The following is a 21,707-nucleotide window of genomic DNA, read 5'->3' as shown; positions in this document are numbered from 1 at the left end:
CTATTTTACGAGCTTTTCTTTCATTTGCGTTTCCATATTTTTAACTGCTTGCTCCACTGTTTCTTGTTTTGTAATTGCCTTTGAAACTTCAATTTGAATAATATCGGAGATTTCTTGATAGTTTGCTGCTACTGGACGAGGAACTGCTGCATTTAAACCATCCTGGAATCCTTTATCACCGAAAGTAGGATTCGCTTTCACTACCTCTGCATCGCTATAAAGACTAGTAATAGTTGGTGCATGCCCCCCGTAAATAGCATCAATCTTTTGCCCTTCAGGTCCTGCCATAAACTTAAGGAATTCCCACGCTTCTTTAGGATGCTTAGAATATTTGTTAATGCCAGCTTGCCAACCGCCAAGTGCCGCTGCAGATCCCTTATCCCCTGCAGGAAGAGGTGCGATTCCAACCTTACCGGCAATTTTAGACTTTTCCTTATCATTCGCGCTTGCATATTCATATGGCCAGTTCCGTAAGAATGCTGTTTGACCTTCAATGAATGCCTGATCAGACTCTATTTCTGTAAAAGTGTTTACATTGCTCGGAACAATACTTGAATTCGCAACTTCTACTAGTTTCTTCAAGCCCTTTATTGTTTCAGGGCTATTTACGACGACTTCATTCTTTTCATTAATAAATTGACCACCATAAGATGCAACAAATTCTATCGCGTTACATACTAAACCCTCGTATTGCTTCGCTTGGAAGACATATCCGAATTTTGTACCGCCCTTTCCCTGCTTTTCCTTTGCCATTTTTAATAAGTCGTCCCATGTTTTCGGAACTTCATCTTTACTAACCAAATCTGTTCTGTAATAAAGAAGTCCTGCATCAATGAATTTTGGCAATGCCCATTGCTTGCCATTAAATTGAGATGCCGCTAATGCCCCTTGATTGTAGGTGCTTAAATCAATTCCATCCTGTTGGATAAAGCGGTCAAGTGGAAGAACATAATCTGCTTGTGCAAATTCCGCTGGCCAGATAACATCCATGTCAAAGACATCTATTTCATCAGACTTTCCATTTAACTGAGTCACATACGCATCATGCTGCTGCCCACTATCAGATGGCATTTCTTTAAATTTCACATGAATATTGGGATGGGACGCTTCAAAAGCTTCCACAATTTTTTCCGTTCCTTTTGTGACATCCTTACCGCGTGCATACACAATCGTGACTTTCTTGTTATCGCTGTTCCCGCTCTTCGTGCCTTTGTCTTTTTCATTTGTACTATCCGTTTTACTGGAACATGCCGCTAGCATTAAAGCTAATGACAGAAAAAGTGCTCCTGCTATCTTCCATTTTTGTTTTTTCCTCACTGGAAAATTCCCCCTCTTATTTTATGCTTAGGTACCTATTTACAAGGTTAACCTTGTAACCACTTCATCAAAGATTACTGCCTTCTGATTGTGTATTATTTTTTCTATTTGGTTCACTGTCATTTTATTAATGACAAGCTGAAAGTATGAATAGAGGGTAAAATAAATTAAGCAAAGAAGATTAATAGAAATAAAGGAAAAACACCAAAAAGGCTCGAAATGGTACCTATCGACCATTTAGGAGGGATTTGGGTGGCTAAGACGAAAGCAAAGAAACAATCAATGTCCATATTACGGATATTATGGATTATCTTAATCGTTATTCTTGCAATCATAATTGTTTATCTTTATCGGTTGCAAACCCAGGGCCAATTACTGAATACACTCCTCAAAACTACAGGATCTATTATGAACTTCATAGAAAAGGACCCGCGCGTCGCTTATGTTCTTCTAAGTTATATTCCTATCTTTTACTTAGGCTACAAAACCGGTAAAGCAAAAAAATAAGGTGTCAGGCACCAGATTATCATTATGATAATCTAGTGCCCGACACCCGGTGAATAAGTTCGGTAGCGATGAATACTTTTTTTGCTACCTTTCTGCCATCAATCCGTTCCATTAGAGTGTCAACAGCTGTCTCCCCCATTAGCTCTGTATGAACTCTAACAGTGCTTAAAGGCGGAAAGACGTACTTCGATACACTAATATCATTGACGCCAATAATAGCTACCCGTTCTGGTACTGAAATATTCGCCTCTAGTAGTGCCTGCAGGCAGCCAATAGCAATAGAATCATTGCCTGCAAAAAAGGCAGTAGGAAGTTGGTCTCCATGTTCCTGAATGGCCTTTTTCATCCACCTCTGACCATCCTTCACAGAGAATGAACCAATATAGATGAATTCTTCTTTCCATAACTTAGCAGACTTCATATACTCGCTAAAGGTAACCTCTCTTATATCCTCTATCTCTGCTGTTCGATCACGGAACGCTTCCCTTCCACCAATATAACCGATCTCTGTATGTCCATTTTCAACAAAGTAGTCAAGTACTTTTTCCGTCACCCTTTTAAAATCTACTACAACAGAGTCATAACGGTCTTCATCCGGTGAAAAATCTACAAATACGATATTACTTGAAATCTCAGCAATTTCTTCTACTTCCCTATTGCTGTATTTGCCGATTGCAATAATTCCCTGAATTCCTTCTTTCTTCAAATCTTCCAGATTGCTTTGATAACATTTGATTACTTGAATATCTTGCTGCTGACAGCGGTTTTCTATTCCTATCCGAATTGACATATAGTATAAATCGTCCAATTCTTCCTTCTCTGTATACCAATGCAGCATGGCTATTTTGGCTGGACTGGGTTTACGAGGATTTCGCTTTTTATATGAAAGTGCCTCTGCCACTTCAAATATTTTCTTTCTCGTTTCATCGCTTACGGAAAGACCGGGATCATAGTTCAAAACTCTCGATACAGTCGCAATTGATACCCCCGCCTTTTCCGCAATATCCTTAATGGTTGCCATTATTTCCTCCTTACTGAGCTAAAAAGTAATACGTTGTTGTTGAGCGATATCTTTCACCCTTTTCCAAGACAATCGATGGGAAATGCGAGTGATGAATGGCATCTGGATACCCTTGCGTTTCCAGACAAACGCCTAAGTATTTCCTTGCTTGTACACCCGCTATATGAAAATCTCCTTCAAGCTGATTGGAGGTGTAGACTACGACCGATGGCTGGTCTGTTTCCACCCTTAAAGAACGCCCGCTCTCTGGATCAACTAAAGTAATCACCCTTTCCTCTTGCTCATTCCATACAAATGGGTGATCATATCCATTGCCGACTAAGACATTTTGCGGATGAGTAGAGAATGTTCCATCCTTTAATAGCCTGCTCTCGCGAAAATCAAATGCAGTACCCTCTACATCTAGCACCTGTCCAGTCGGTAATAGCTGCTCGTCTAGCTCTAATATTGCTTGACTATTCATGGTTAATTGATGGTTTAAAATATCCTCTTTTAAGTCTCCGCACAAGTTAAAATAAGAATGATTCGTTAAATTTACAATGGTCTTTTGATCAGACTGCGCTTCATAGGAAATCCTAAGTTCATTATCATTCGTTAGGACGTAGGTGACTTTGACATTCAATTCACCAGGGAACCCTTCTTCTCCATCCGGGCTTTGATAAGTAAGAACAATACCAATTTCTCCGTCCTCTTGAAAATCTGCAGCTTCCCAAATTACATGACTGAATCCCTTTATACCGCCGTGAATATGATTACCGTGTTCATTTGCTGTTAATTGGAAAGACTCTCCATCCAATTCAAATGATGCCCCTTTAATCCTGCCAGCAACGCGACCAACAACAGCACCAAAATAAGGGGAATGCTGCAAATATTCCTCCACAGAATCAAATCCAAGCACAACGTTTTCCATCTTGCCATATCGGTCAGGCACCAAAATTTTTGTAATAATGCATCCGTAGTTTAAACATGTGACACTCATTCCAGAATCATTGACCAGCGTAAAGGCAATAACTTCCTGCCCATCTAATATACCAAAATTTGCTTTCGATATATCCATTCATAATCCCCCTTATAATGTTTCAATGAACCTATAAAAAGCTCTTTTTCCATTTTCATCCCGTTTGTACACACTAGCATCCTCTAATGCCTTTTTAAACTTTGCCCCAATTTCCACTCGTAAAAATTGTTCTACATTTTGCTCGTTCAATTGATTTTGATATTTTTCCTTTAACTCCTCCGCCCACTCTAGATGATACTCTGCGATTGAGTGTGAATTACCTAACAGGAATTTTTCCACTTCTTTCAGTTCATCCTTCAATCTAGCTGGTAACACCGCTAGACCCATGACCTCTATTAAGCCAATGTTTTCCCTTTTAATATGGTGCACATCTGCATGCGGATGAAATATACCAAATGGATGCTCCTCACTTGTACGATTATTGCGCAAAACCAAGTCCATCTCGTAGACTTCCCCACGCTTCCTGGCGATAGGAGTAATCGTATTATGAGGAACATCTCCGGTAAAAGCATATATTTCGGCAGAACTATCGCTGTATTTCTTCCAATTCTGTAAAATATAATCCGCAGCCTCTACTAAGCTATTAATCTCATGACTTCTTAATCGGATGACGCTCATCGGCCATTTTATTGTCGAACATTCCAAATTGGAAAAGCTACTGATGGAAAATGTTTCCTCCTTTTCCGCTCTAGCCATTGGGAACTCATAATACCCACCTTGATAATGATCGTGGGACAAAATAGATCCGCCAACAATCGGCAAATCTGCGTTGGATCCTATAAAATAATGTGGAAACCTTTCAACGAACTTTAACAGATTAGAAAAGGTATTTCGATTAATCACCATATTTCGATGCTGTTCTGATAGCAGGATGCAGTGTTCCGGATAATAAAGATATGGTGAATACTGGAGCATCCAGTTTTCGCCATCAAGCTGCACCCTTATTACACGATGATTGGATCGAGCTGGATGACCAACTCTGCCGGCATATCCCTCATTTTCAGCACAAAGCAAGCATGTTGGATATCCAACACTCTTTACCATTTTTTCTTTTTCAATTTGTTTTGGATCCTTTTCTGGCTTGGAAAGATTAATGGTAATATCTAGATTTCCATACTCGGTTGCCACTCGATATTCTATATTTTTTTGAATACGTTTCATCTGAATATAGTTGCTGTTTTGACTCAATTGATAGAAATAATTCGTTGCCAGTTGGGGATCCATCTTATATAATTGATGAAATTTGCGATTGACCTCCGATGGCCTGGCAACAAAGCAATTCATAATTTTACTCGCGAGGATTTCCTTCTCATCCAAGTAATCCTCCACTATATTATTTTCACATGCATATTTTACTAAAATGTCTAACAGTTCGGGTATTTCTCTCTCTACTTCTATCCCCGTTGTCTCTTCATAAGCTTCTAATCCCAAAATAGTGAGAATCTGATTTCTTGCATAGATAACATCTTCTTTTTCTATTAGCTTTGCTTTTAAGGCTTGTGAAACAAGCTTCTGAATAGCACGGTTAATCTCTTGCATGTTTAATCACCATAACCATTTGGATAATGTGAATGCCAATTCCATGCGTCTTTAATAATTGTTTCGATTTTAGTTCTTTGCGGATTCCAACCGAGTATTTCCTGTGCTTTAGAAGAAGAGGCAATTAATTTACTTGGATCACCTGCACGTCTTTCTCCTATCACTGCAGGAATATCAATACCTGTTACCTTCCTCGCTGTTTCAATAATTTCCTTAACAGAAAAACCTTGGCTGCTGCCTAAATTGAAGATGTCGCTCTTTCCACCATTTTGTAAATAGCGTAGCGCCAATAAATGGGCATCTATTAAGTCCTCTACATGAACATAATCACGTACACATGTACCATCAACTGTATCATAATCATCCCCAAAAACAGTGATTGCGTTCCTTTTCCCTAATGCAGTTTCGAGCACTACTGGAATAAGATGCGTTTCTGGAGTATGATCCTCTCCAATTTCACCCGTAGCACGCGCTCCAGCTACATTAAAATAGCGAAGAGAAACATATTTCAAGTCAAATGCCTGTTCGCACCATCTCATCATTTTTTCCATCGTAAGCTTTGTCTCTCCATAGGTATTAGTTGGTTTAGTAGGCATCTCCTCGTGAATCGGCACCTCTTCAGGCTCTCCGTATGTCGCTGCAGTCGAAGAAAAAACAATATATTTCACTTGAAATTCCTTCATCATCTCTAATAGCACTTGTGTACCGAATACATTATTATCAAAATACTTTAGAGGCGCTTCCATCGACTCTCCCACGAGGGAATTAGCAGCAAAATGGATTACTGCATCTATCCTTTCTTTTTCGAAAACCCCTCTTAGAAAGTCACGATTACGGATATCTCCTTCATAGAACTTTGCTTTAGGATGAACTGCTTTTCTATGCCCTGTTTGCAAATTATCAACTACTACAACATCATGCTGTTGATCCATTAACTGATATACCGCATGCGACCCAATATAGCCTGCTCCACCTAACACTAAAATACTCATAATAACACCTCATTCGTTAATTCTTTTGCGCCATCCCCAATACTTGCTACATAAAAATCAGCCATATACCCTATCCTTTGTTTGTATAATTTTCCGACCTCTTTAATAAAATCGGCCACTTTGTCTTTTTCCACAATTGCTATAGCACAGCCGCCAAATCCTGCTCCAGTCATGCGTGCACCAACCACCCCAGGCTGTGACCATGCGGCTTCCACTAAAGTATCAAGCTCTTCCCCCGTTACTTCATAGTCATCTCTTAGTGATGCATGGGAAGCGTTCATTAATATACCAAACTCCTGAAGATCTCCATTATTTAAAGCATGAAATGCTTTTAATGTACGCTGATTTTCATATACTGCATGCTTTGCACGTTTTCTTACAATCTCTTTTCTTATTAAATATTTATAATCCTCAAATATATCCTCTTTTATTTCACCAAGCGTCTTGATATTTAACATCTTTTGTAAATCAGATAGCGCCTCCTCACATTCCTTTCTTCTCTCATTATACTTAGAATCGGCAAGTTCCCTGCGTTTATTCGTATTCATAATAATAATTTGATGCTTTTCTAAATGTATGGGTGCATATTGATATTCATGGGACTGGCAGTCTATTAAAATACCAGAATCAATCTTCCCCATTCCAACTGCAAATTGGTCCATAATCCCGCTGTTTACACCAATAAAGTGATTTTCAACGTTTTGTCCAAGTTTGACTAGTTCAAGTCGCGGTATTCCCAACTGAAATAAACCATCTACCATGACACCGGTAAGTATTTCTATGGATGCAGATGATGATAACCCTGCTCCATTCGGGATATTTCCATAAAATAATACATCGAATCCAGTTGGGATATGATATCCACGCTCTCTAATAAAACGCAGCATTCCTTTTGGATAATTACCCCAGTCATGTTTTGTTTGATAATCAAGTTCATCTATTGAATATTCAATAGTCCCTTTTTCTGGAAAATTCACCGAGTACATTCTAACGATTAAATCATTTCTTTTTTTTACAAAGCAGTATGTTCCAAATGTAATAGCACACGGAAAAACATAGCCACCATTATAGTCTGTATGCTCACCTATTAGATTGATTCTTCCAGGAGCAAAAAATTGCTTTTCATGTTCACCTTGAAACTTCTCCTTAAATAACGCTGATAATTCTTTATCATTCACGATAGCTGACCCTCCAAAAAAGCATCATATTTTACTTAATCGTATCCTAATTAGTAAAAATATTCAATAATTTTACTAATAATTTTACTAAATACTTTTACATGTCATCTGATTTATTTCATCAGAGCGAATTAAAGAGAATCAATGCAGTTAAGTATTTTTATACAATTATTCAAACTCATGATTCATTTATGCTGAATGAAAAAGCCACGTAAGTTACGTGGCTTGTCTTGTATCCAAATATTTTTCAAATAATTTTTCTTTGGACATAAATAAATAGGTTGGACATTGCTTTTTAATATTTCTCATTGAAATGGAGGTTGTAGCCAAAAGGAAGATTGGAAATTGGGTGCAAAATTTAAAAAGCTTATAAAACCGGCTATTTGGCAGGAATTTTTCAAACCCTAAATGGGTTACACCTCTATTAATCATGGTAATACCTACAATTCCTTTAATTTGGGTAGACTTTGGATGGTTATCAATATACATGGCTAAAGATGGCATCGATTGTTCCACCATCCTGTATATAGCCAATGATCGCTGCAGAGGATGTCTTAAGGATAATGCTTCCTTTAAAATACGTACATTATGCAAATGTATTTTCAATAAGCAATCATTTTTGTTAATGGACGTTCCATCCGATAAGTCAACACGATGGCCTTTGTACTTTGTAATCCTCACTCTAAAGATCGTTTTTTCATTTTGATTTGTGAATGTATACTCAAGACGTCTAAAATAAAGAAAAAGTGCATCGATGAAATGACATACAGAAATAATCGAAAATCGAATTAGCAATAATCCTACCTCCTCTCCAATCAAAAGATTAAACAATACGAACAGTAATCCACATTCCACCATTATTATTTTTATCGGGAATATTATCATTAGTATTCCTATTTTTCAGCAACATTTTCACTTTATTTACATGTTTCCCGGGGAATTATTATAAAAGATGTCGATGTCCGAAAAAATGATTTAAAAAGGCGAATAAACATAGCATTTGAAGGGAAAATACATTTTAAGATTTGACAGCTTTCTTACAAATTGAAGGATAAATTAATAGTAGATAAAAGAATTCTTACAGTTTTTAATCAAACATTTGATGAGATAGCTATTTCTTCCATTTTGTCGTAATTCCTGTTGTTCATTTCATCGGGATCATATAATTATTTACTAGGAGGTGATAGTAATGGAGCAATGCAAAAGCATATGGATGAATAGTTAGTAGATATGCGAGTACTAAATAAAAAGCAACTGGTTAATGTAAAAGGTAAACTTGAAACCCATATTGGCAATGTAAAAAATCAGCTTGAAATCGTATTTACAAAATGAAAGTCGAATGGATAAACGTTTTGTTCGGATTGAGAAAAATTTAGACAGTATGCAGTAGAACTTACAGTAGCTCAAGAAACCGTAAATTATTTCGCAAGCAAAAATGTTCAGTATGATAAAAAATGCTGACAAATTTCCGATAGACCCTAATTCATCTAAATCAGAAGCACCTACATCTTACTAAAACCTTCCTTCTTAGTTCATTCCTATATATTATTGCAAAACAATAACCCTCCTATTTCAGGAGGGTTTCATAATCTATTATTCTACTACTCGTCTTACAACACCTTTGAATGTTGCTTTCCAGTAAGGGTTATTTAATGAGTCGATTGACACACCATGTGAACTATTGTCGTCAAGGAATTGTCCATTTCCTAAGTAAATCCCTACATGACCATTTGTTTTATACGTATCGAAGAAAAGAAGATCTCCACGTTTCATTTCCGATGCACTAACAGCTCTCCCTTGGTAAACAAGAGTATTAGTAGATGTTCCCGTAATGCTTCCTAAATTCACGCCTGCCATCGCATATGCCCAGCGTACGAAGGAGGAACAGTCAAATGATCTGTTCTGAATATCCGCACTAGAACGTCCGCCGCCCCAGTTGTATGGAGAACGACCAACAATAGATGAACCTGCACTAATAGCCGCTTCGATCGCTCCTGAACCATGGTAAACAGGACCATCAGAAGGTGCACTGTATGCAGAACCAGAGGAATGGCTGCCGCTGCTGTTTCCACTTGAATGGGACGAAGAATTGGATGATGTTGTCCGGAAAGCTTGACGTTCTTTTTCTTGTTCCGCTTCAGCTGCTTTTTCTTGCTCAGCTAATGATGCCGCTTTGTCCTGAAGATCTCCAAGTTCGCCTTTTGCGGATTCCTGTTCTTCTTTAATTTTTGCAAGAATACTATTTTTATCATTAATTTGATATTTTAATTGTGATTTTAAATCTTCCAATTTAGATAATTCTTGTTGTACTTCCTGCAATTTATTATTTAGATCTGCTTCTGACTGCTCAAGTGCTTTTTTATCTGCTTCTTGTTCTTTAAGAATCTTATGATCTGCACTTACAAAGGTAGTAACAGCTACAGCACGATCAATAAAATCACCAAAACTTTGAGAATTTAGCAGCACATCTAAATAACTGTCGGAACCATCGCTTTGTTGAATAGAACGAGCACGATCCTGTAAAACTTTATTACGTTCCGCTATTCTTTGTTTTGTTTCCTTAATTTTCGCCTGCAATTCATTAATTTCTTGCTTTGTATCATTTACCTTTTGAGTAGTATCTTTGATTTTTGCATTGGTATCGTTTACTTTGGCTGTAATTTCATTCATTTCGCTTTCCATTTCTTTAGCCTGTGCACTTAGAGTTGAAATTTCGGCCTTTTTCTTTTGAATATCGGATTGAACACTTTTTTGCTTTTCTTTAATGGATTGGGCAAATGCATAGTTGCTGGATAACGGGGCAATCAAGGTACCCGCACTAATAACGGATGCTACACTTAGGGTTAAAAGTTTTCTTTTCACTTTTTTTTCTCCTCCATGGTATGTAAATAAAGCTACTAGATTCTTTTTTTTATTTAAAATTATATAAAAGAGCGACTCGCGCACTCCTGTATTCACTAATTAATAAAGATATTATATCATCAAATTTCGACAATTTGGGCCATTTAAACATTACAGTTTTATTTCAATTTTATATCTGTTTTTTACAAAACCTCTATTGGAATACTTTTTTAAGAGGGTGCATAGAATCTATTAAACTTTGAAATTTTAGTACTTTTCTTATAGGAGGGCCATTAATGAGGAAAATTCTGAAGAATAATTCATACACATTGCTAGTTATTTCACTGGCTGTTATTACAGGGTTCCTTTATATTAACTCTCTTTAATTAATTCAAAAATGAACAACCATTTCTGAAAATTCTCTGTTTCTCGTTATTATTGAGATATATTTAAATCGGAAGGTGTGCAGAACAAAAAAAGAAAAGGAACAAACGACCAATTTCCTTTTCACTCAAATTATAAGAAGCGAGTTATTACCTTTATCCATCCAAAAAAGGAAAGCCACAATGGTATGCTTATTAAAACAGCCCAACACATTCCTATAAAAAAGTTTCCATCTTCATTATTCAAGGCATTAGCACTCCTAATAACTATCATTCACCAGTATTATAAAACCTTCGAATATAAAACTTTGTCGGAATGAAAAGATGAAAGCAAATTTTATTTGATTTTTATGGTCGAATTTCTGTGGTTTGTTTCTTCCATGCTTTAATTCTGTGGAAGTTCTTGAAGTATAATACTCTATTGCCTTGCTTAATACCGAAACACGAGACAATCATTGCAACTTGTGTGTCTGATAATACTATATTTTGGTCCGGAATAACTTCCAGAGAAATACTATTTTTCTTTAAATCAATATACATATAAATATCGACGTATTGAGCTTTTATTAAGGCTTGAATTTTTAGAGTTGTCCATTCCCGAAGCGGAGTAATATAGATTATGGATGATGAATCGGAGTCTTGATGCGAGGTGCTTTGAAGTGCATGACTTAGAGAAAAATATGTTTGTATTTTAACTACTTGATTCGATTGCTTATAACCATGGCAAACTAGAAAATAATCCCCTCTTATAAAACGACCATGTGATAGAATCTCTCTAAACCGAATATTTAGCTGGTTCATTATAATCTCCTTTCATCAGTTTTTATTACTATTTAACTATGTAATAGTTAAATATTACTATTAATGGTAATTTATTTTATAGTAAATAAGTTGCTATATTCTAAAAAGGAATTAAAAAATATATTCCTAATTTGAATACTATCTTTTATCAAAATAAAAAAGCTCTATCTTTATAGTAAAAAAAAGCTGCGGGTGAAATTATGTCTTTTTCAAAACGGTTCAAGGAATTTAGAGAAAATCTTGGATTAACTCAGCAAGAAATGGCTGCTAGATTGCATAAACAACAGCCGGACATTTCTAAAATAGAAAATGGTGAAAAAGAACTCACTGTTTCAGAACTAAATGAATTTCGAAAAACCTTTCACCTTTCCAATGAGGTTCTCTTATACCTAACTTATGGAATTGATTCAGAGTCCCTTGTTGCAAAAACGGTCATAAGAGAACGCTTTGAGGACGCAGAATCACAGCGCATCCTTGAATACCTGTTAGAGCATCCGAATTTTAAAAACTTACTTAGCCGGATAACATTGCTACCTGAAAAAAATCAGCAATATATTGCGCAAATATTAAATACCATCGTTAAAACAGAAGAAGCAAGAAAATAAAGAGTCCGATCCATGTTTTAAACAGGAACGACTCTTTTTCTATGATGATGCTTATATATTTTCTATTTTATAACTCATATTGACCTAACAACTTATCCAGTTTCAATGCCTGCCCAACACTGCCATCTATCTTAAGCTTTCCCATCATAAATGCAGCAGTGCTATTTATCTTTCCTTGTAAAAACTTTTTAAAATCGGAGACCTTCATCTTCAGTGTACACTGAGGTTCTTTCAATTCTTCAAAAAGTACTTTGGCAAGACCATCTGAAAATACTAACTGATAGATGCCGCCATCATCACCACTCAACTCAAATTGATACACAACATTCATATCCTGGAATGGAGTACGATTTGCATTTAACAAGTGTTCAACTTCCTTCCATATTTCCGTCACCGTTTTATCATTGAGTTGACTCATACATACATCCCCTTTTTCTATTACTATATTATATTAGTTTTAGAATTATCAAATAATAATTATAATATTAAAAAAGGGGGACTTTATTAATGAAACACGCACTTATTGTAGGCGGTACAGGTATGCTGTCCGAAGTTACCTTATTTCTGAAAAAAGAAGGATATTTTGTTTCAGTTATTGGCAGAGATTCCTCAAAATATGAGCGCTTATCTGATTCTCCCCATTCAACTTTTCTATCGGTCGATTATCACGATGACGCTCACCTTCTTCAAAAAATCCAATATACGATTAGACAACACGGTCCATTACATTTAATAGTCGCTTGGATTCACTCTTCAGCTCCAAATGCATTGGGGATTGTTTTAAAAGAAGCTGCAAAAACTAGTAAGGAATTTCGATTGTTTCATGTTTTGGGAAGTAGCTCTCATTTAGAAAAAATAAAAGAGGCAGCCGCTGTTCCGAAAAATTGTCTTTACCGTCAAGTACAGCTTGGCTTTATCCTTGAAGATAACCAATCACGCTGGCTATTCAATCATGAAATTTCTTTTGGGGTTATTCAAGCGATTCAAGAAGATAATCCTGTGAAAGTGATTGGCGTATTACAGCCTTGGGAAAAACGTCCGTAAATATCGGGGGAATCAACATGCAAGATCAGCTTTTAAAAGTGGCAACAAAATATGATGTAAAAATATTGTTTGCATGTGAGGCGGGAAGTCGTGCTTGGGGTCTTCAATCTGACCATAGTGATTATGATGTTCGGTTTATTTATATGCACCCACTTGACTGGTATTTAGATATCGATCAAAAACGTGATGTTATTGAACAACCAATTACACAGTCACTTGATCTATCAGGGTGGGATTTACGAAAAACTTTATTATTATTGAGAAAATCAAATCCTCCTTTATTGGAGTGGCTGCATTCAGACATCATCTATATAAAAAGGGAACCATTTTATCATGAAGTGAAGAATCTTGCGAAACAAGCCTTTTCTGCTAAAGCTTGTCTTTTCCACTATCTCAACATGTCAAAGCGAAATGCTAAAGACATTTTTCAAAAGGACAAGATAAAGGTGAAACAATATTTAAATGTTTTACGTCCCCTGCTAGCATGTAAAGCAATAGAAACCGAAGATTCGTTTCCAACGGTCCACTTTCCTAACTTAGTGGCCAAATTAATAAAAGAAGAAAACCTTAAAAAGGAAATGTATCATCTAATTCAATTGAAACAAACAAAACACGAATATATATGCGTGTCTAATTTACCTTTTGTCAACAAGTATATAGAAATGGAATTAAAGCATATTGAGGATTACGTTAACACTATTCCAACGGTTGATAAGAATGTAACTGAAGACTTAAATCAATTTTTTCGTAAAACGCTAAAGAGGGGTACCTACTAAATGAGCCCCCCTCCTGCTAGAACGCTTTCGGTCCCAACAACAAGTATTGTAACTCCATATCTGTGGGCCCTCAAACACAAGTCTTATGTTAGTTAATCTTGAAATTTATTTTAAAAACTAAGATCTTCTCCGTTAGTTGCAATCACTTTCTTATACCAATCAAATGATTTTTTCTTTGTTCTTTTTAATGTTCCGTTTCCTTCGTCGTCCATATCTACATAAATAAAACCATATCTTTTTTTCATTTCACCAGTACCTGCTGAAACTAAGTCAATGCATCCCCAAGGTGTATACCCCATCAAGTCAACTCCGTCTAAAGTAACCGCCTTTTTCATTTCTGCAATATGATCTCGGAAATATCGAATCCGATAATCATCCTCCACATATCCATTTTCATCTGGCTTATCAATTGTTCCCATTCCGTTTTCAACAATAAAAAGAGGTTTTTGATACCGGTCATAAAGTTCTGATAAGGTGTATCTTAACCCTACAGGGTCAATTGCCCAACCCCACTCTGTTTTTTCTAAGAAAGGATTTGCATCCCCCATTTGTCCGCCGGTATCTGTATTCTGAATGATTTCAGTATGATATACACTACTGCGATAATAACTAAATGATAAAAAATCAGAAGGATTCGCCCTAATTATTTCTTCATCTCCTGGTTCCATGTTTATAGTTACTCCCATCTCTTCAAAAAAGCGGTCTGCGTAAGATGGATAATATCCCCTCATCATAATATCAGAATAAATCAATGCTCCTCTTCGATAATCCAAAGCACCAAATACATTTTCCGGTTTACAATCCTTGGGGTAGATGCAGCTTAATGCAACCATACAGCCAATCTTTGCAACTGGAATTATCTCATGACATAGCTTATTGGCAAGGGCACTCGCAACAAACATATGATGTTTTGCTTGATAACGTACCTGCGCGGTTGCCTCCCTTGTTCCCATAAAGGCGTATCCATTTAATACATTAATTTCGTTAATGGTGATCCAATACTTAACTAAGTCCTTATACCTTGTAAAGACCTCATTGCACATTCTTAAAAAACAATTGATTGTCTCACGGCCACCCCAACCATTAAAATGTTCAGCCAAATAAGCAGGAGTTTCAAAATGATACAATGTGACTAATGGTTCAATACCATATTTTTTACATTCCCTAAATACATCTTCGTAAAATTTTAACCCTTCCTCATTTGGCTGTTCCCCCTCAATTCCACCCTTTGGAAATATACGGGACCAACTAATAGATAACCGGAAACACTTAAGCCCCAATTCTCCATAAAGAGCAATATCCTCTTTATAATGATGGTAGAAATCAACGGCTTTATGGCTTGGATAATAAACGTTTTCATCAATATAGCCCGATGCACCTTCTGGTATGTTATCAATTTTTGGGTCCCCAGTAGGTCGCCGGTTCACCGTCGTTATTGTGCCATCTTTCAACTTGATTGTAATCTTTCGTGGATGGTCTGTAGAACCATTTGTTATGAAGTCACTTGTTGCAAGCCCTCTTCCGCCTTTATTGTATCCTCCTTCATATTGGTTTGCAGCTGTAGCTCCACCCCATAAGAAATTTTCTGGGAATGTCTTTTTCATTAAAGTTCATTTCCTTTCTCCATATAATTGTTAAAATCAGGTCTAAAATAACCTTGATTAAAAAAAGCCCAAAATAAGTCGGGCTTTTTTAAAGAAGACGAACATTCTTTCAATTATTGTTTCTATACCTTTTTGATAAGTTTGTGCAAATCGATGATTTCTTTTGCCAAATCTTTAAGGGTCATGGAAGTCATCAAATGGTCTTGAGCATGAACCATCATAAGTGGGAGATCAAATTTCTCACCATTTGCTTCTTTTTGAATTAGATCCGTTTGAACATGATGCGCTTCATTGAAGGCAGAATCTGCTTCCGTTAGTTTCGTTTCTGCCTCAGTAAAATTGCCTTCTTTGGCTGCATACATCGCTTCCATTGACAGGCTTTTTGCATTTCCTGCATGTAGGATTAATTGAAATGCAAGATTGTAAAGTTCTTCTTTATTATTCATGTTAAACAGCCTTTCATTTGTTTACTAGGAAAGAGCATTTCTTTTCCAATTTGTTTAATGATAAAAGTAAGTGTAAAGACAGTACTAGTAATACTTAGGCCCTGTCACTTTCTTACAAAATATTTTCTTTCAATTCTGCTGCATTCATTGCATCCTCTTCTCGTTTCTTGGCCCTATCATATATTTTGAAGAATGGAAGATAGATGAAGAATGAAATTAAAATGTTTACGATATTCATAACAGCTCCGGAAAGATGTCCACCGGAAGCAAGATAACCCGAGATAACTGGCGGCATTGTCCAAGGTACGGCAATACCTACTGGTTTTGCAACTAATCCCATATCCATTCCAAGGAAAGTTACAATGACTGTAACGATGGAAGTAAGAACGAATGGAATAATCATGATTGGATTTAACACAATTGGTAAACCAAAGATGACTGGCTCGTTAATATTAAAGATACCTGGAGCAAGGGTCAAACGACCAAGTTGTTTCATTTGTTGAGATTTTGCAAACAATACCATTGAAAGAACTAAACCAAATGTTACACCTGTTCCACCAATGTGGATGAAGTTATCAAAGAACTGTTGTGTAACAATGTGTGGTAGAGGTTCATGAGCTTGATATGCCGTCATATTGTCACCCATAGCACCATACCATATTGGTTCCATTACACCTTTAACAATGTTCGTTCCGTGTAATCCACAAGCCCACAGTATCGTTACGAATAATTCTGCAACAATTGTTCCTCCAAGAGTAAGCCCTACCAATTTTAGTGGTTCACCCAAAACTGTCATAAATAAGTTGTTAATATTTTCATATGGAGTTAGTTCAACAAGTAAGCGAATTACCCAAATTACAAATAGTACCAGAAATCCTGGAATTAAAGCTGCAAAAGATTTACCAACACTTGATGGTACGCTTGATGGCAATTTAATAACAATATTCCTTTTAACAACCCAACGATAAATTTCCGTAGATAATATACCAATAAGCAATGCAACGAATAAACCTTTACTGCTTAGGAAAGCCTTCGATATCGCACCGGTTACCATTACCCCTGTTTCAGCATCAACTGGAGTAAAATTGAAACTAAATGGTGTTGATAACAAGAAAGCTGCCACTGATATGGTTCCTGCACTCATCGCATCGACCTTATAGGTTTCTGCTAATCGGTAAGCAACTGCGAAAGAAGCAATAAGCGACATGATATTAAACGTTGCATCCACTGGATAGTTTAATTTAGCAGACCAGGTTGGACCAAAAATAGATGTCATCCAATCTGCATACCCAGGAATTGGCAGGTTAGCCAAGATCATGAAAAATGAACCAATGACAATGAATGGCATTGTCGCAATAATACCATCCCTTAGAGCTAATAAGTGTCTTTGCCCGCCAATTTTTGCTGCAACAGGCATGACTTTCTCTTCCAGAAAGCGATTGAACTTATTCATATGTTTTTCCCCTTTTTCCTTACTTGTTGTTATCTATCATATTTATTGCTGTTTTTAATACTTCTTGTCCATTACACATACCATAGTGAACCGGATTGATTGCATCCACCGGAATACCCTTTTCTTCACCTAACTGTTTCATTTTAGGTAATAAGAAGCGTACTTGCGGTCCTAAAAGAAGAACATCCGCCTCGTCAATGTTTAAGTTAACTTGATTGGAGGCAACCGCCCAAATTTTTGCATCTATACCTTGCTCCTGTGCTGCTTTTTCCATCTTAGATACTAGTAAACTTGTACTCATACCTGCTGCACAACATAGTAAAATATTCATTAGTAATTCCCCCTATAATGGTTAAAAGATATTTTAAAAAACATTATGCCAATTATTGTTGGCCACCGTTTTAAAGTGCATCGATCACTTTATGTTTATAGTTTAATTTGAAAGCGTTTAAAATTGCAGAAAGGTTTTTTCCGTTAGTAACGGAAAATCCATTCATTTTTCTAATAGAACAGCACTAAAAAAAGGTATCCCATTGGAATACCTCAAATAGATTGATTAAGAATCTTGATAATTTCATCTGCGGATTCACTCTTTAGAATTTTTTGGACTGTAGTACTGCTTTCAATTATGGCAATTAGCCTTTTATACATTCTTTCCAGGTCACCATTAGGTACCCTTCTTATATTTAATAAACAAATAAATTGAACCATATTTTTATCTGCCCATTCAATTGGCTTCTTTAGCGTACACACGGTCCAAAAGGTTTCCTCTGTTACCGGTGTAAGTGGGTGAGGAATCGCGACAAGATTACCAAAGCACGTTGGTGCGACAACCTCCCTTTCCAACACCGAATGTACATAATCTTTCGATACTAACTTTTGTTCGTATAACTTCTCACACATAAAGCGAATGACACTTTCCTTATCCTCAAATTCCTTATGAATAAATACCCTAGATTCATCTAGATAGCGCTCTTGATCACTTGATATGGCAGACGATATGCCCTGTCTGATCAATGCAATATCTCTTTCCCCCAAAAATGTATTGACGACCTGTACAGGAACACCAATATCCTCCTTGATTGGAACCGTACTAATAATAAAATCTATCGAGGATAGGTCATATTCATCTAATTGATAGTAATTCGTGGTAGCCACAATATCAATATCATCTTTAAATTCATTTTTCAACCGATAATACAACAGCTTTGCACTTCCAACACCGGAAGCACACACTACCATCACCCGTTTTGTCTGCTTCTGCATTGTCTTCATTCTTTCCAATGCCACACCGATATGTAAGGCAATATACGCTATTTCGTGTTCTCCTACCTCAATATTCAAATATTCTTCCATGCATCTGCTTGCAATGGCAGCTCCCTCAAATGCACTAGGATATTTCCTTTTAATCTCATCTAATAATGGATTGCGAATATTCAAGTTATAACGTAACCGGTTCATGGCAGGCCGAATATGCAAAGTCAAAGCCTGGATGAATTCAAGATCATTATAGAAATCCCAATTTAATTCGGTTTTCAGTCTTTCCAGCATACAGTGAATGATAGTGCCTAATTCATCAAATTTACTAAATTCATTTAGCGTATTCTTTTGAATTAATTTTGTCCCTAAAAGATGGACAACAATATAATCAATTTCTGCTTCAGGAAATGCTAAACCGGTTATTTCTTCTACTTCTTTTACAATTTCATTGGCAACAATTCTTTCAAAGGGATATTTTCCTGTTATATCGTGCTGAAGATTTTCAATCACAAAACCTTCATCAATTCTCTTACAGCCAATTGTGATATGGGTTGCTAAATTTTCAAGGGCAATGTCAGAAATCTCAATTCTGTATTCCTTCACTTTTCTTATGATAATTTTCTTAACTTTGTTAAATAGTACTTGGTCCAATAATTTAAAGGATTGGCTATCGATGTTTAAGTTGCCGTTTCGACTTAAAATATAATTTGAAAAACAGAGCCGCTTCATATATTCGTCTCCTTCGACCTGTGTTCCATAATGCGGTCTGGAAACTAGCTTCAAATCATAATTATCCAGTATTTCACGTACCATTTTTAATTCACTTTGTACGATCGGCTTGGAAACAAATAGCTCCTCTTCAAGACTTTCTAATTTTATTGGTTCCTTTTCTAATAGGAAACGTTTTAAAATATACAAAACGCGATTTTCATGGTCGGTAAAAACAGATTGATTTTCATTTATTGCTTCATTTGCTCTGGGACTAAATTCTCTTTCAAACACTTCATAATCCTTGATTTCTAATAGATATCCTTTTCCACGGACCGACATTATTTCAAGTCCTAATGATGCGCTATGTGATTGAAGTTCTTTAATCTCATTGCGAATGGTTCTGTCACTCACACCAAGCTCTTTTGCCATCCATTCAGCTGTAACAGGTTCTTTTTCTTCCATTAAAGATAACACGATATCTTTTTGCCGCTTTGATACCAATTTATCCATTCACCCTCTTAAGTGTTGCACTAATGTTATTAGTTAGTTTGTTCACAGGTCGCACCCCTGACTCCAAAATAAATATAACAGGACTTGAGTGATAAAGAAATAAAATAAGACGGCTATGCTTGGAATCCTGCACAAATTCTATTGACTCAAATATTAGTAAAAGGTAAATCACAAAAGGAAACTTGGAAAACGGAAGCGAAAACACGGCAAGAAAGTTAGTAATGGGAATTAATATGGGAACAACCAGGATTAGGTCAAGTATTTTTCACCCTAAGCAGTATATGTATTACATCCTCATCCATGATGGGAGGAGCAAAACCCGGCTGATATTAAAAAGGTAGGAATCAAAGAAGAGGAATTGCTTTCTATCAGATTTTCAACAGCGATGTATTCCACTATTTGTTTAGATGACATTGGGAAACATCTGCCTTGATTCTCGGATAGAAGAGGTATTACTCTAGCTGAACAAATAAAAACAGGAAATGGGGAAAATTTTTAACTAAAAAAGGTATTCCCATTCATGAATTTGTTATGGACAGGAATACAACTATGAATTATTATTTAATTCTTCGAGTGCAATAGCATCCTTTCATTATTACAATAATTCCTGTTGAAATACATAACAACTCAGGCACTATAAAGTCAGATAACAGTTCAATTCGAACGTATTTTTCATCAAATATACTGTTGATAGCCTAACTTACTTTAGCCACCATAATTCAACAGGGTTTAATTCATATTGGTTATTTTCTCTGTACATATATTGACACATAATAAGCTCGCGTCTCAACGTTGCATAATCCTCATGAAACTGTTTTAAATACTCGTTAATTTCCTTTTCCGGATACACCTTGCCAAATTCTAACCCCTTTGCCATATAAGAAAGAACAACGAGTTTTTTCTTGCGTTGCGCAGGGTAATTCTTTAGCTTACCATCCTTCGTGAAGAAGTTATTAATTATCGATGCGCGTTCCTCTTCCGTTACAGACATTTCCATATTAGATTCCCCCCCTGTTCCAACTGTTAAAATAGCTTTGGCACTTGTTTCTAAAATCTTCGTGTTTAATGAAAAATAAATGGTGTTTTTATCTCTCCGTTCTTTTATTAACCCAACCTCTCTTAACTTTGCAATATGATGTGTGATGGTTGGAGGCTTTAGTCCAAGCTTTCCGGCTATCGCCTGACCGTGCAAAGGACCTTGCTGAAGAAGAGCAATGATTTTAATTCGAGTAAGATCCCCCAACGCCTTATGAAATTCCACTATTTTGTTTAATTGCATATAAAAGCGCACCTACTTTAATATTTATCTAATTAGATGATAATCAAATTATATTTAAAAATCAATAGTTTATTAGGGGAATATTTTAAAAACTTTTTGATTTGATTCAAGGGAAAAAAATTAATGGATTTATTGTGCCTGTTTTAGCTTACAATGCAGGAAAATGGGTACAATACTTGTACGATTGTGACCGATTGAACCCTTGCCTACCTAGAACGGGAACTTTATTTACGCTTTCGTCCTCTAGTAAAAATGGTAATAATGCCGACTATCGCGACCACTTCAACTAATGCCTAGATCCCAGAGTTCCTCTCTCGATGATAAAAGCCCTACCTTTTAGATAGGGCCTTTATCGTTTTTAGATTAGGATAATTAGGGAAGTCTTTGTCTAGCCTTAAGGTATGATGTTACCTTGCTCTAAA

At 36.3% G+C, this 21,707-nt stretch carries 20 protein-coding genes; 4 read left to right on the top strand and 16 right to left on the bottom strand.

Translation table 11 applies throughout. The features are described from left to right. A complete protein-coding gene (locus CWO92_RS17425; protein ID WP_101355533.1) occupies window positions 1-1,260 on the bottom strand; it encodes an ABC transporter substrate-binding protein in 1,260 nt (419 codons plus the stop codon). A gap of 309 nt (window positions 1,261-1,569) precedes the next feature. On the opposite strand from CWO92_RS17425, the gene CWO92_RS17420 reads away from it, so the two are divergent. Next, window positions 1,570-1,824 (top strand): hypothetical protein, encoded by a 255-nt coding sequence (locus CWO92_RS17420; RefSeq protein WP_101355485.1) that lies wholly within the window; start codon window positions 1,570-1,572, stop codon window positions 1,822-1,824. A gap of 22 nt (window positions 1,825-1,846) precedes the next feature. On the opposite strand, the gene CWO92_RS17415 is transcribed toward CWO92_RS17420, so the two are convergent. From CWO92_RS17415 to CWO92_RS17380, 8 genes are all read right to left on the bottom strand, one after another. Further along, window positions 1,847-2,845: a LacI family DNA-binding transcriptional regulator gene (locus tag CWO92_RS17415; RefSeq protein WP_101355484.1), complete on the bottom strand. Its 999-nt coding sequence runs from the start codon at window positions 2,843-2,845 to the stop codon at window positions 1,847-1,849. Between the two features lie 10 nt (window positions 2,846-2,855). Then, window positions 2,856-3,902, bottom strand: a complete 1,047-nt coding sequence (locus tag CWO92_RS17410; protein WP_101355483.1) for an aldose epimerase family protein — start codon at window positions 3,900-3,902, stop codon at window positions 2,856-2,858. Window positions 3,903-3,914: 12 nt separating this feature from the next. Continuing rightward, on the bottom strand, window positions 3,915-5,402 hold the full coding sequence (gene galT, locus CWO92_RS17405; protein ID WP_101355482.1) for a UDP-glucose--hexose-1-phosphate uridylyltransferase: 1,488 nt from the start codon (window positions 5,400-5,402) through the stop codon (window positions 3,915-3,917). A gap of 2 nt (window positions 5,403-5,404) precedes the next feature. Next, entirely contained in the window at window positions 5,405-6,394 is a 990-nt protein-coding gene (galE, locus tag CWO92_RS17400; RefSeq protein WP_101355481.1) for a UDP-glucose 4-epimerase GalE, read from the bottom strand. Next, a complete protein-coding gene (locus tag CWO92_RS17395; protein ID WP_101355480.1) occupies window positions 6,391-7,572 on the bottom strand; it encodes a galactokinase in 1,182 nt (393 codons plus the stop codon). The genes galE and CWO92_RS17395 overlap by 4 nt, the downstream gene beginning before the upstream one ends. 216 nt (window positions 7,573-7,788) lie before the next feature. After that, window positions 7,789-8,367 (bottom strand): YkoP family protein, encoded by a 579-nt coding sequence (locus tag CWO92_RS17390; protein WP_233269738.1) that lies wholly within the window; start codon window positions 8,365-8,367, stop codon window positions 7,789-7,791. A gap of 798 nt (window positions 8,368-9,165) precedes the next feature. After that, a complete protein-coding gene (locus CWO92_RS17385; protein ID WP_101355479.1) occupies window positions 9,166-10,434 on the bottom strand; it encodes a coiled-coil domain-containing protein in 1,269 nt (422 codons plus the stop codon). Window positions 10,435-11,144: 710 nt separating this feature from the next. Next, window positions 11,145-11,597, bottom strand: coding sequence for a hypothetical protein (locus CWO92_RS17380; protein WP_101355478.1), 453 nt, complete (start codon window positions 11,595-11,597; stop codon window positions 11,145-11,147). A gap of 200 nt (window positions 11,598-11,797) precedes the next feature. Here CWO92_RS17380 and CWO92_RS17375 point away from each other — a divergent pair, with 200 nt between their 5' ends. Continuing rightward, complete coding sequence (locus CWO92_RS17375) at window positions 11,798-12,202, top strand: helix-turn-helix domain-containing protein (RefSeq protein WP_101355477.1); 405 nt, start codon at window positions 11,798-11,800, stop codon at window positions 12,200-12,202. 67 nt (window positions 12,203-12,269) lie between these two features. Here the strand turns inward: CWO92_RS17375 and CWO92_RS17370 are convergent, their stop codons facing one another. Further along, on the bottom strand, window positions 12,270-12,620 hold the full coding sequence (locus CWO92_RS17370) for an SCP2 sterol-binding domain-containing protein (RefSeq protein ID WP_101355476.1): 351 nt from the start codon (window positions 12,618-12,620) through the stop codon (window positions 12,270-12,272). Window positions 12,621-12,709: 89 nt separating this feature from the next. Here CWO92_RS17370 and CWO92_RS17365 point away from each other — a divergent pair, with 89 nt between their 5' ends. Both CWO92_RS17365 and CWO92_RS17360 read left to right on the top strand, forming a co-directional pair. Beyond that, complete coding sequence (locus tag CWO92_RS17365; RefSeq protein WP_101355475.1) at window positions 12,710-13,246, top strand: short-chain dehydrogenase; 537 nt, start codon at window positions 12,710-12,712, stop codon at window positions 13,244-13,246. Window positions 13,247-13,263: 17 nt separating this feature from the next. After that, window positions 13,264-14,022: a nucleotidyltransferase domain-containing protein gene (locus tag CWO92_RS17360; protein WP_101355474.1), complete on the top strand. Its 759-nt coding sequence runs from the start codon at window positions 13,264-13,266 to the stop codon at window positions 14,020-14,022. 110 nt (window positions 14,023-14,132) lie between these two features. Here CWO92_RS17360 and CWO92_RS17355 read toward each other — a convergent pair whose 3' ends face one another. The 6 genes from CWO92_RS17355 to CWO92_RS17330 form a co-directional block, all read right to left on the bottom strand. Further along, window positions 14,133-15,626 carry a family 1 glycosylhydrolase gene (locus tag CWO92_RS17355; protein WP_101355473.1) on the bottom strand — a complete coding sequence of 498 codons (1,494 nt, stop codon included), beginning with the start codon at window positions 15,624-15,626 and terminating at the stop codon, window positions 14,133-14,135. Window positions 15,627-15,748: 122 nt separating this feature from the next. Then, window positions 15,749-16,072: a PTS sugar transporter subunit IIA gene (locus CWO92_RS17350; RefSeq protein WP_101355472.1), complete on the bottom strand. Its 324-nt coding sequence runs from the start codon at window positions 16,070-16,072 to the stop codon at window positions 15,749-15,751. A gap of 112 nt (window positions 16,073-16,184) precedes the next feature. Further along, window positions 16,185-17,525: a PTS cellobiose transporter subunit IIC gene (celB, locus tag CWO92_RS17345; protein ID WP_101355471.1), complete on the bottom strand. Its 1,341-nt coding sequence runs from the start codon at window positions 17,523-17,525 to the stop codon at window positions 16,185-16,187. 19 nt (window positions 17,526-17,544) lie between these two features. Further along, window positions 17,545-17,856, bottom strand: a complete 312-nt coding sequence (locus CWO92_RS17340; protein WP_101355470.1) for a PTS sugar transporter subunit IIB — start codon at window positions 17,854-17,856, stop codon at window positions 17,545-17,547. 212 nt (window positions 17,857-18,068) lie between these two features. After that, window positions 18,069-20,006: a BglG family transcription antiterminator gene (locus CWO92_RS17335; RefSeq protein ID WP_101355469.1), complete on the bottom strand. Its 1,938-nt coding sequence runs from the start codon at window positions 20,004-20,006 to the stop codon at window positions 18,069-18,071. Between the two features lie 700 nt (window positions 20,007-20,706). Beyond that, on the bottom strand, window positions 20,707-21,285 hold the full coding sequence (locus CWO92_RS17330) for a DUF2087 domain-containing protein (protein ID WP_101355468.1): 579 nt from the start codon (window positions 21,283-21,285) through the stop codon (window positions 20,707-20,709). Window positions 21,286-21,707 lie beyond the last annotated feature (422 nt).

This window comes from Heyndrickxia camelliae (assembly GCF_002844575.1).
Taxonomy (GTDB): Bacteria; Bacillota; Bacilli; order Bacillales; family Bacillaceae_C; genus Margalitia; species Margalitia camelliae.
Note: the sequence above shows the minus strand (reverse complement) of the source record. Positions and strands in the feature narration are given on the sequence as shown.

Coding starts and splice junctions, on each gene's coding strand:
- CWO92_RS17410 (WP_101355483.1), bottom strand. CDS start 3,902: ATGGATATATCGAAAGCAAATTTTGGTATATTAGATGGGCAGGAAGTT.
- CWO92_RS17340 (WP_101355470.1), bottom strand. CDS start 17,856: ATGAATATTTTACTATGTTGTGCAGCAGGTATGAGTACAAGTTTACTA.
- CWO92_RS17425 (WP_101355533.1), bottom strand. CDS start 1,260: ATGCTAGCGGCATGTTCCAGTAAAACGGATAGTACAAATGAAAAAGAC.
- galT (WP_101355482.1), bottom strand. CDS start 5,402: ATGCAAGAGATTAACCGTGCTATTCAGAAGCTTGTTTCACAAGCCTTA.
- galE (WP_101355481.1), bottom strand. CDS start 6,394: ATGAGTATTTTAGTGTTAGGTGGAGCAGGCTATATTGGGTCGCATGCG.
- CWO92_RS17415 (WP_101355484.1), bottom strand. CDS start 2,845: ATGGCAACCATTAAGGATATTGCGGAAAAGGCGGGGGTATCAATTGCG.
- CWO92_RS17375 (WP_101355477.1), top strand. CDS start 11,798: ATGTCTTTTTCAAAACGGTTCAAGGAATTTAGAGAAAATCTTGGATTA.
- CWO92_RS17380 (WP_101355478.1), bottom strand. CDS start 11,597: ATGAACCAGCTAAATATTCGGTTTAGAGAGATTCTATCACATGGTCGT.
- CWO92_RS17355 (WP_101355473.1), bottom strand. CDS start 15,626: ATGAAAAAGACATTCCCAGAAAATTTCTTATGGGGTGGAGCTACAGCT.
- CWO92_RS17360 (WP_101355474.1), top strand. CDS start 13,264: ATGCAAGATCAGCTTTTAAAAGTGGCAACAAAATATGATGTAAAAATA.
- CWO92_RS17350 (WP_101355472.1), bottom strand. CDS start 16,072: ATGAATAATAAAGAAGAACTTTACAATCTTGCATTTCAATTAATCCTA.
- celB (WP_101355471.1), bottom strand. CDS start 17,525: ATGAATAAGTTCAATCGCTTTCTGGAAGAGAAAGTCATGCCTGTTGCA.
- CWO92_RS17370 (WP_101355476.1), bottom strand. CDS start 12,620: ATGAGTCAACTCAATGATAAAACGGTGACGGAAATATGGAAGGAAGTT.
- CWO92_RS17365 (WP_101355475.1), top strand. CDS start 12,710: ATGAAACACGCACTTATTGTAGGCGGTACAGGTATGCTGTCCGAAGTT.
- CWO92_RS17335 (WP_101355469.1), bottom strand. CDS start 20,006: ATGGATAAATTGGTATCAAAGCGGCAAAAAGATATCGTGTTATCTTTA.
- CWO92_RS17330 (WP_101355468.1), bottom strand. CDS start 21,285: ATGCAATTAAACAAAATAGTGGAATTTCATAAGGCGTTGGGGGATCTT.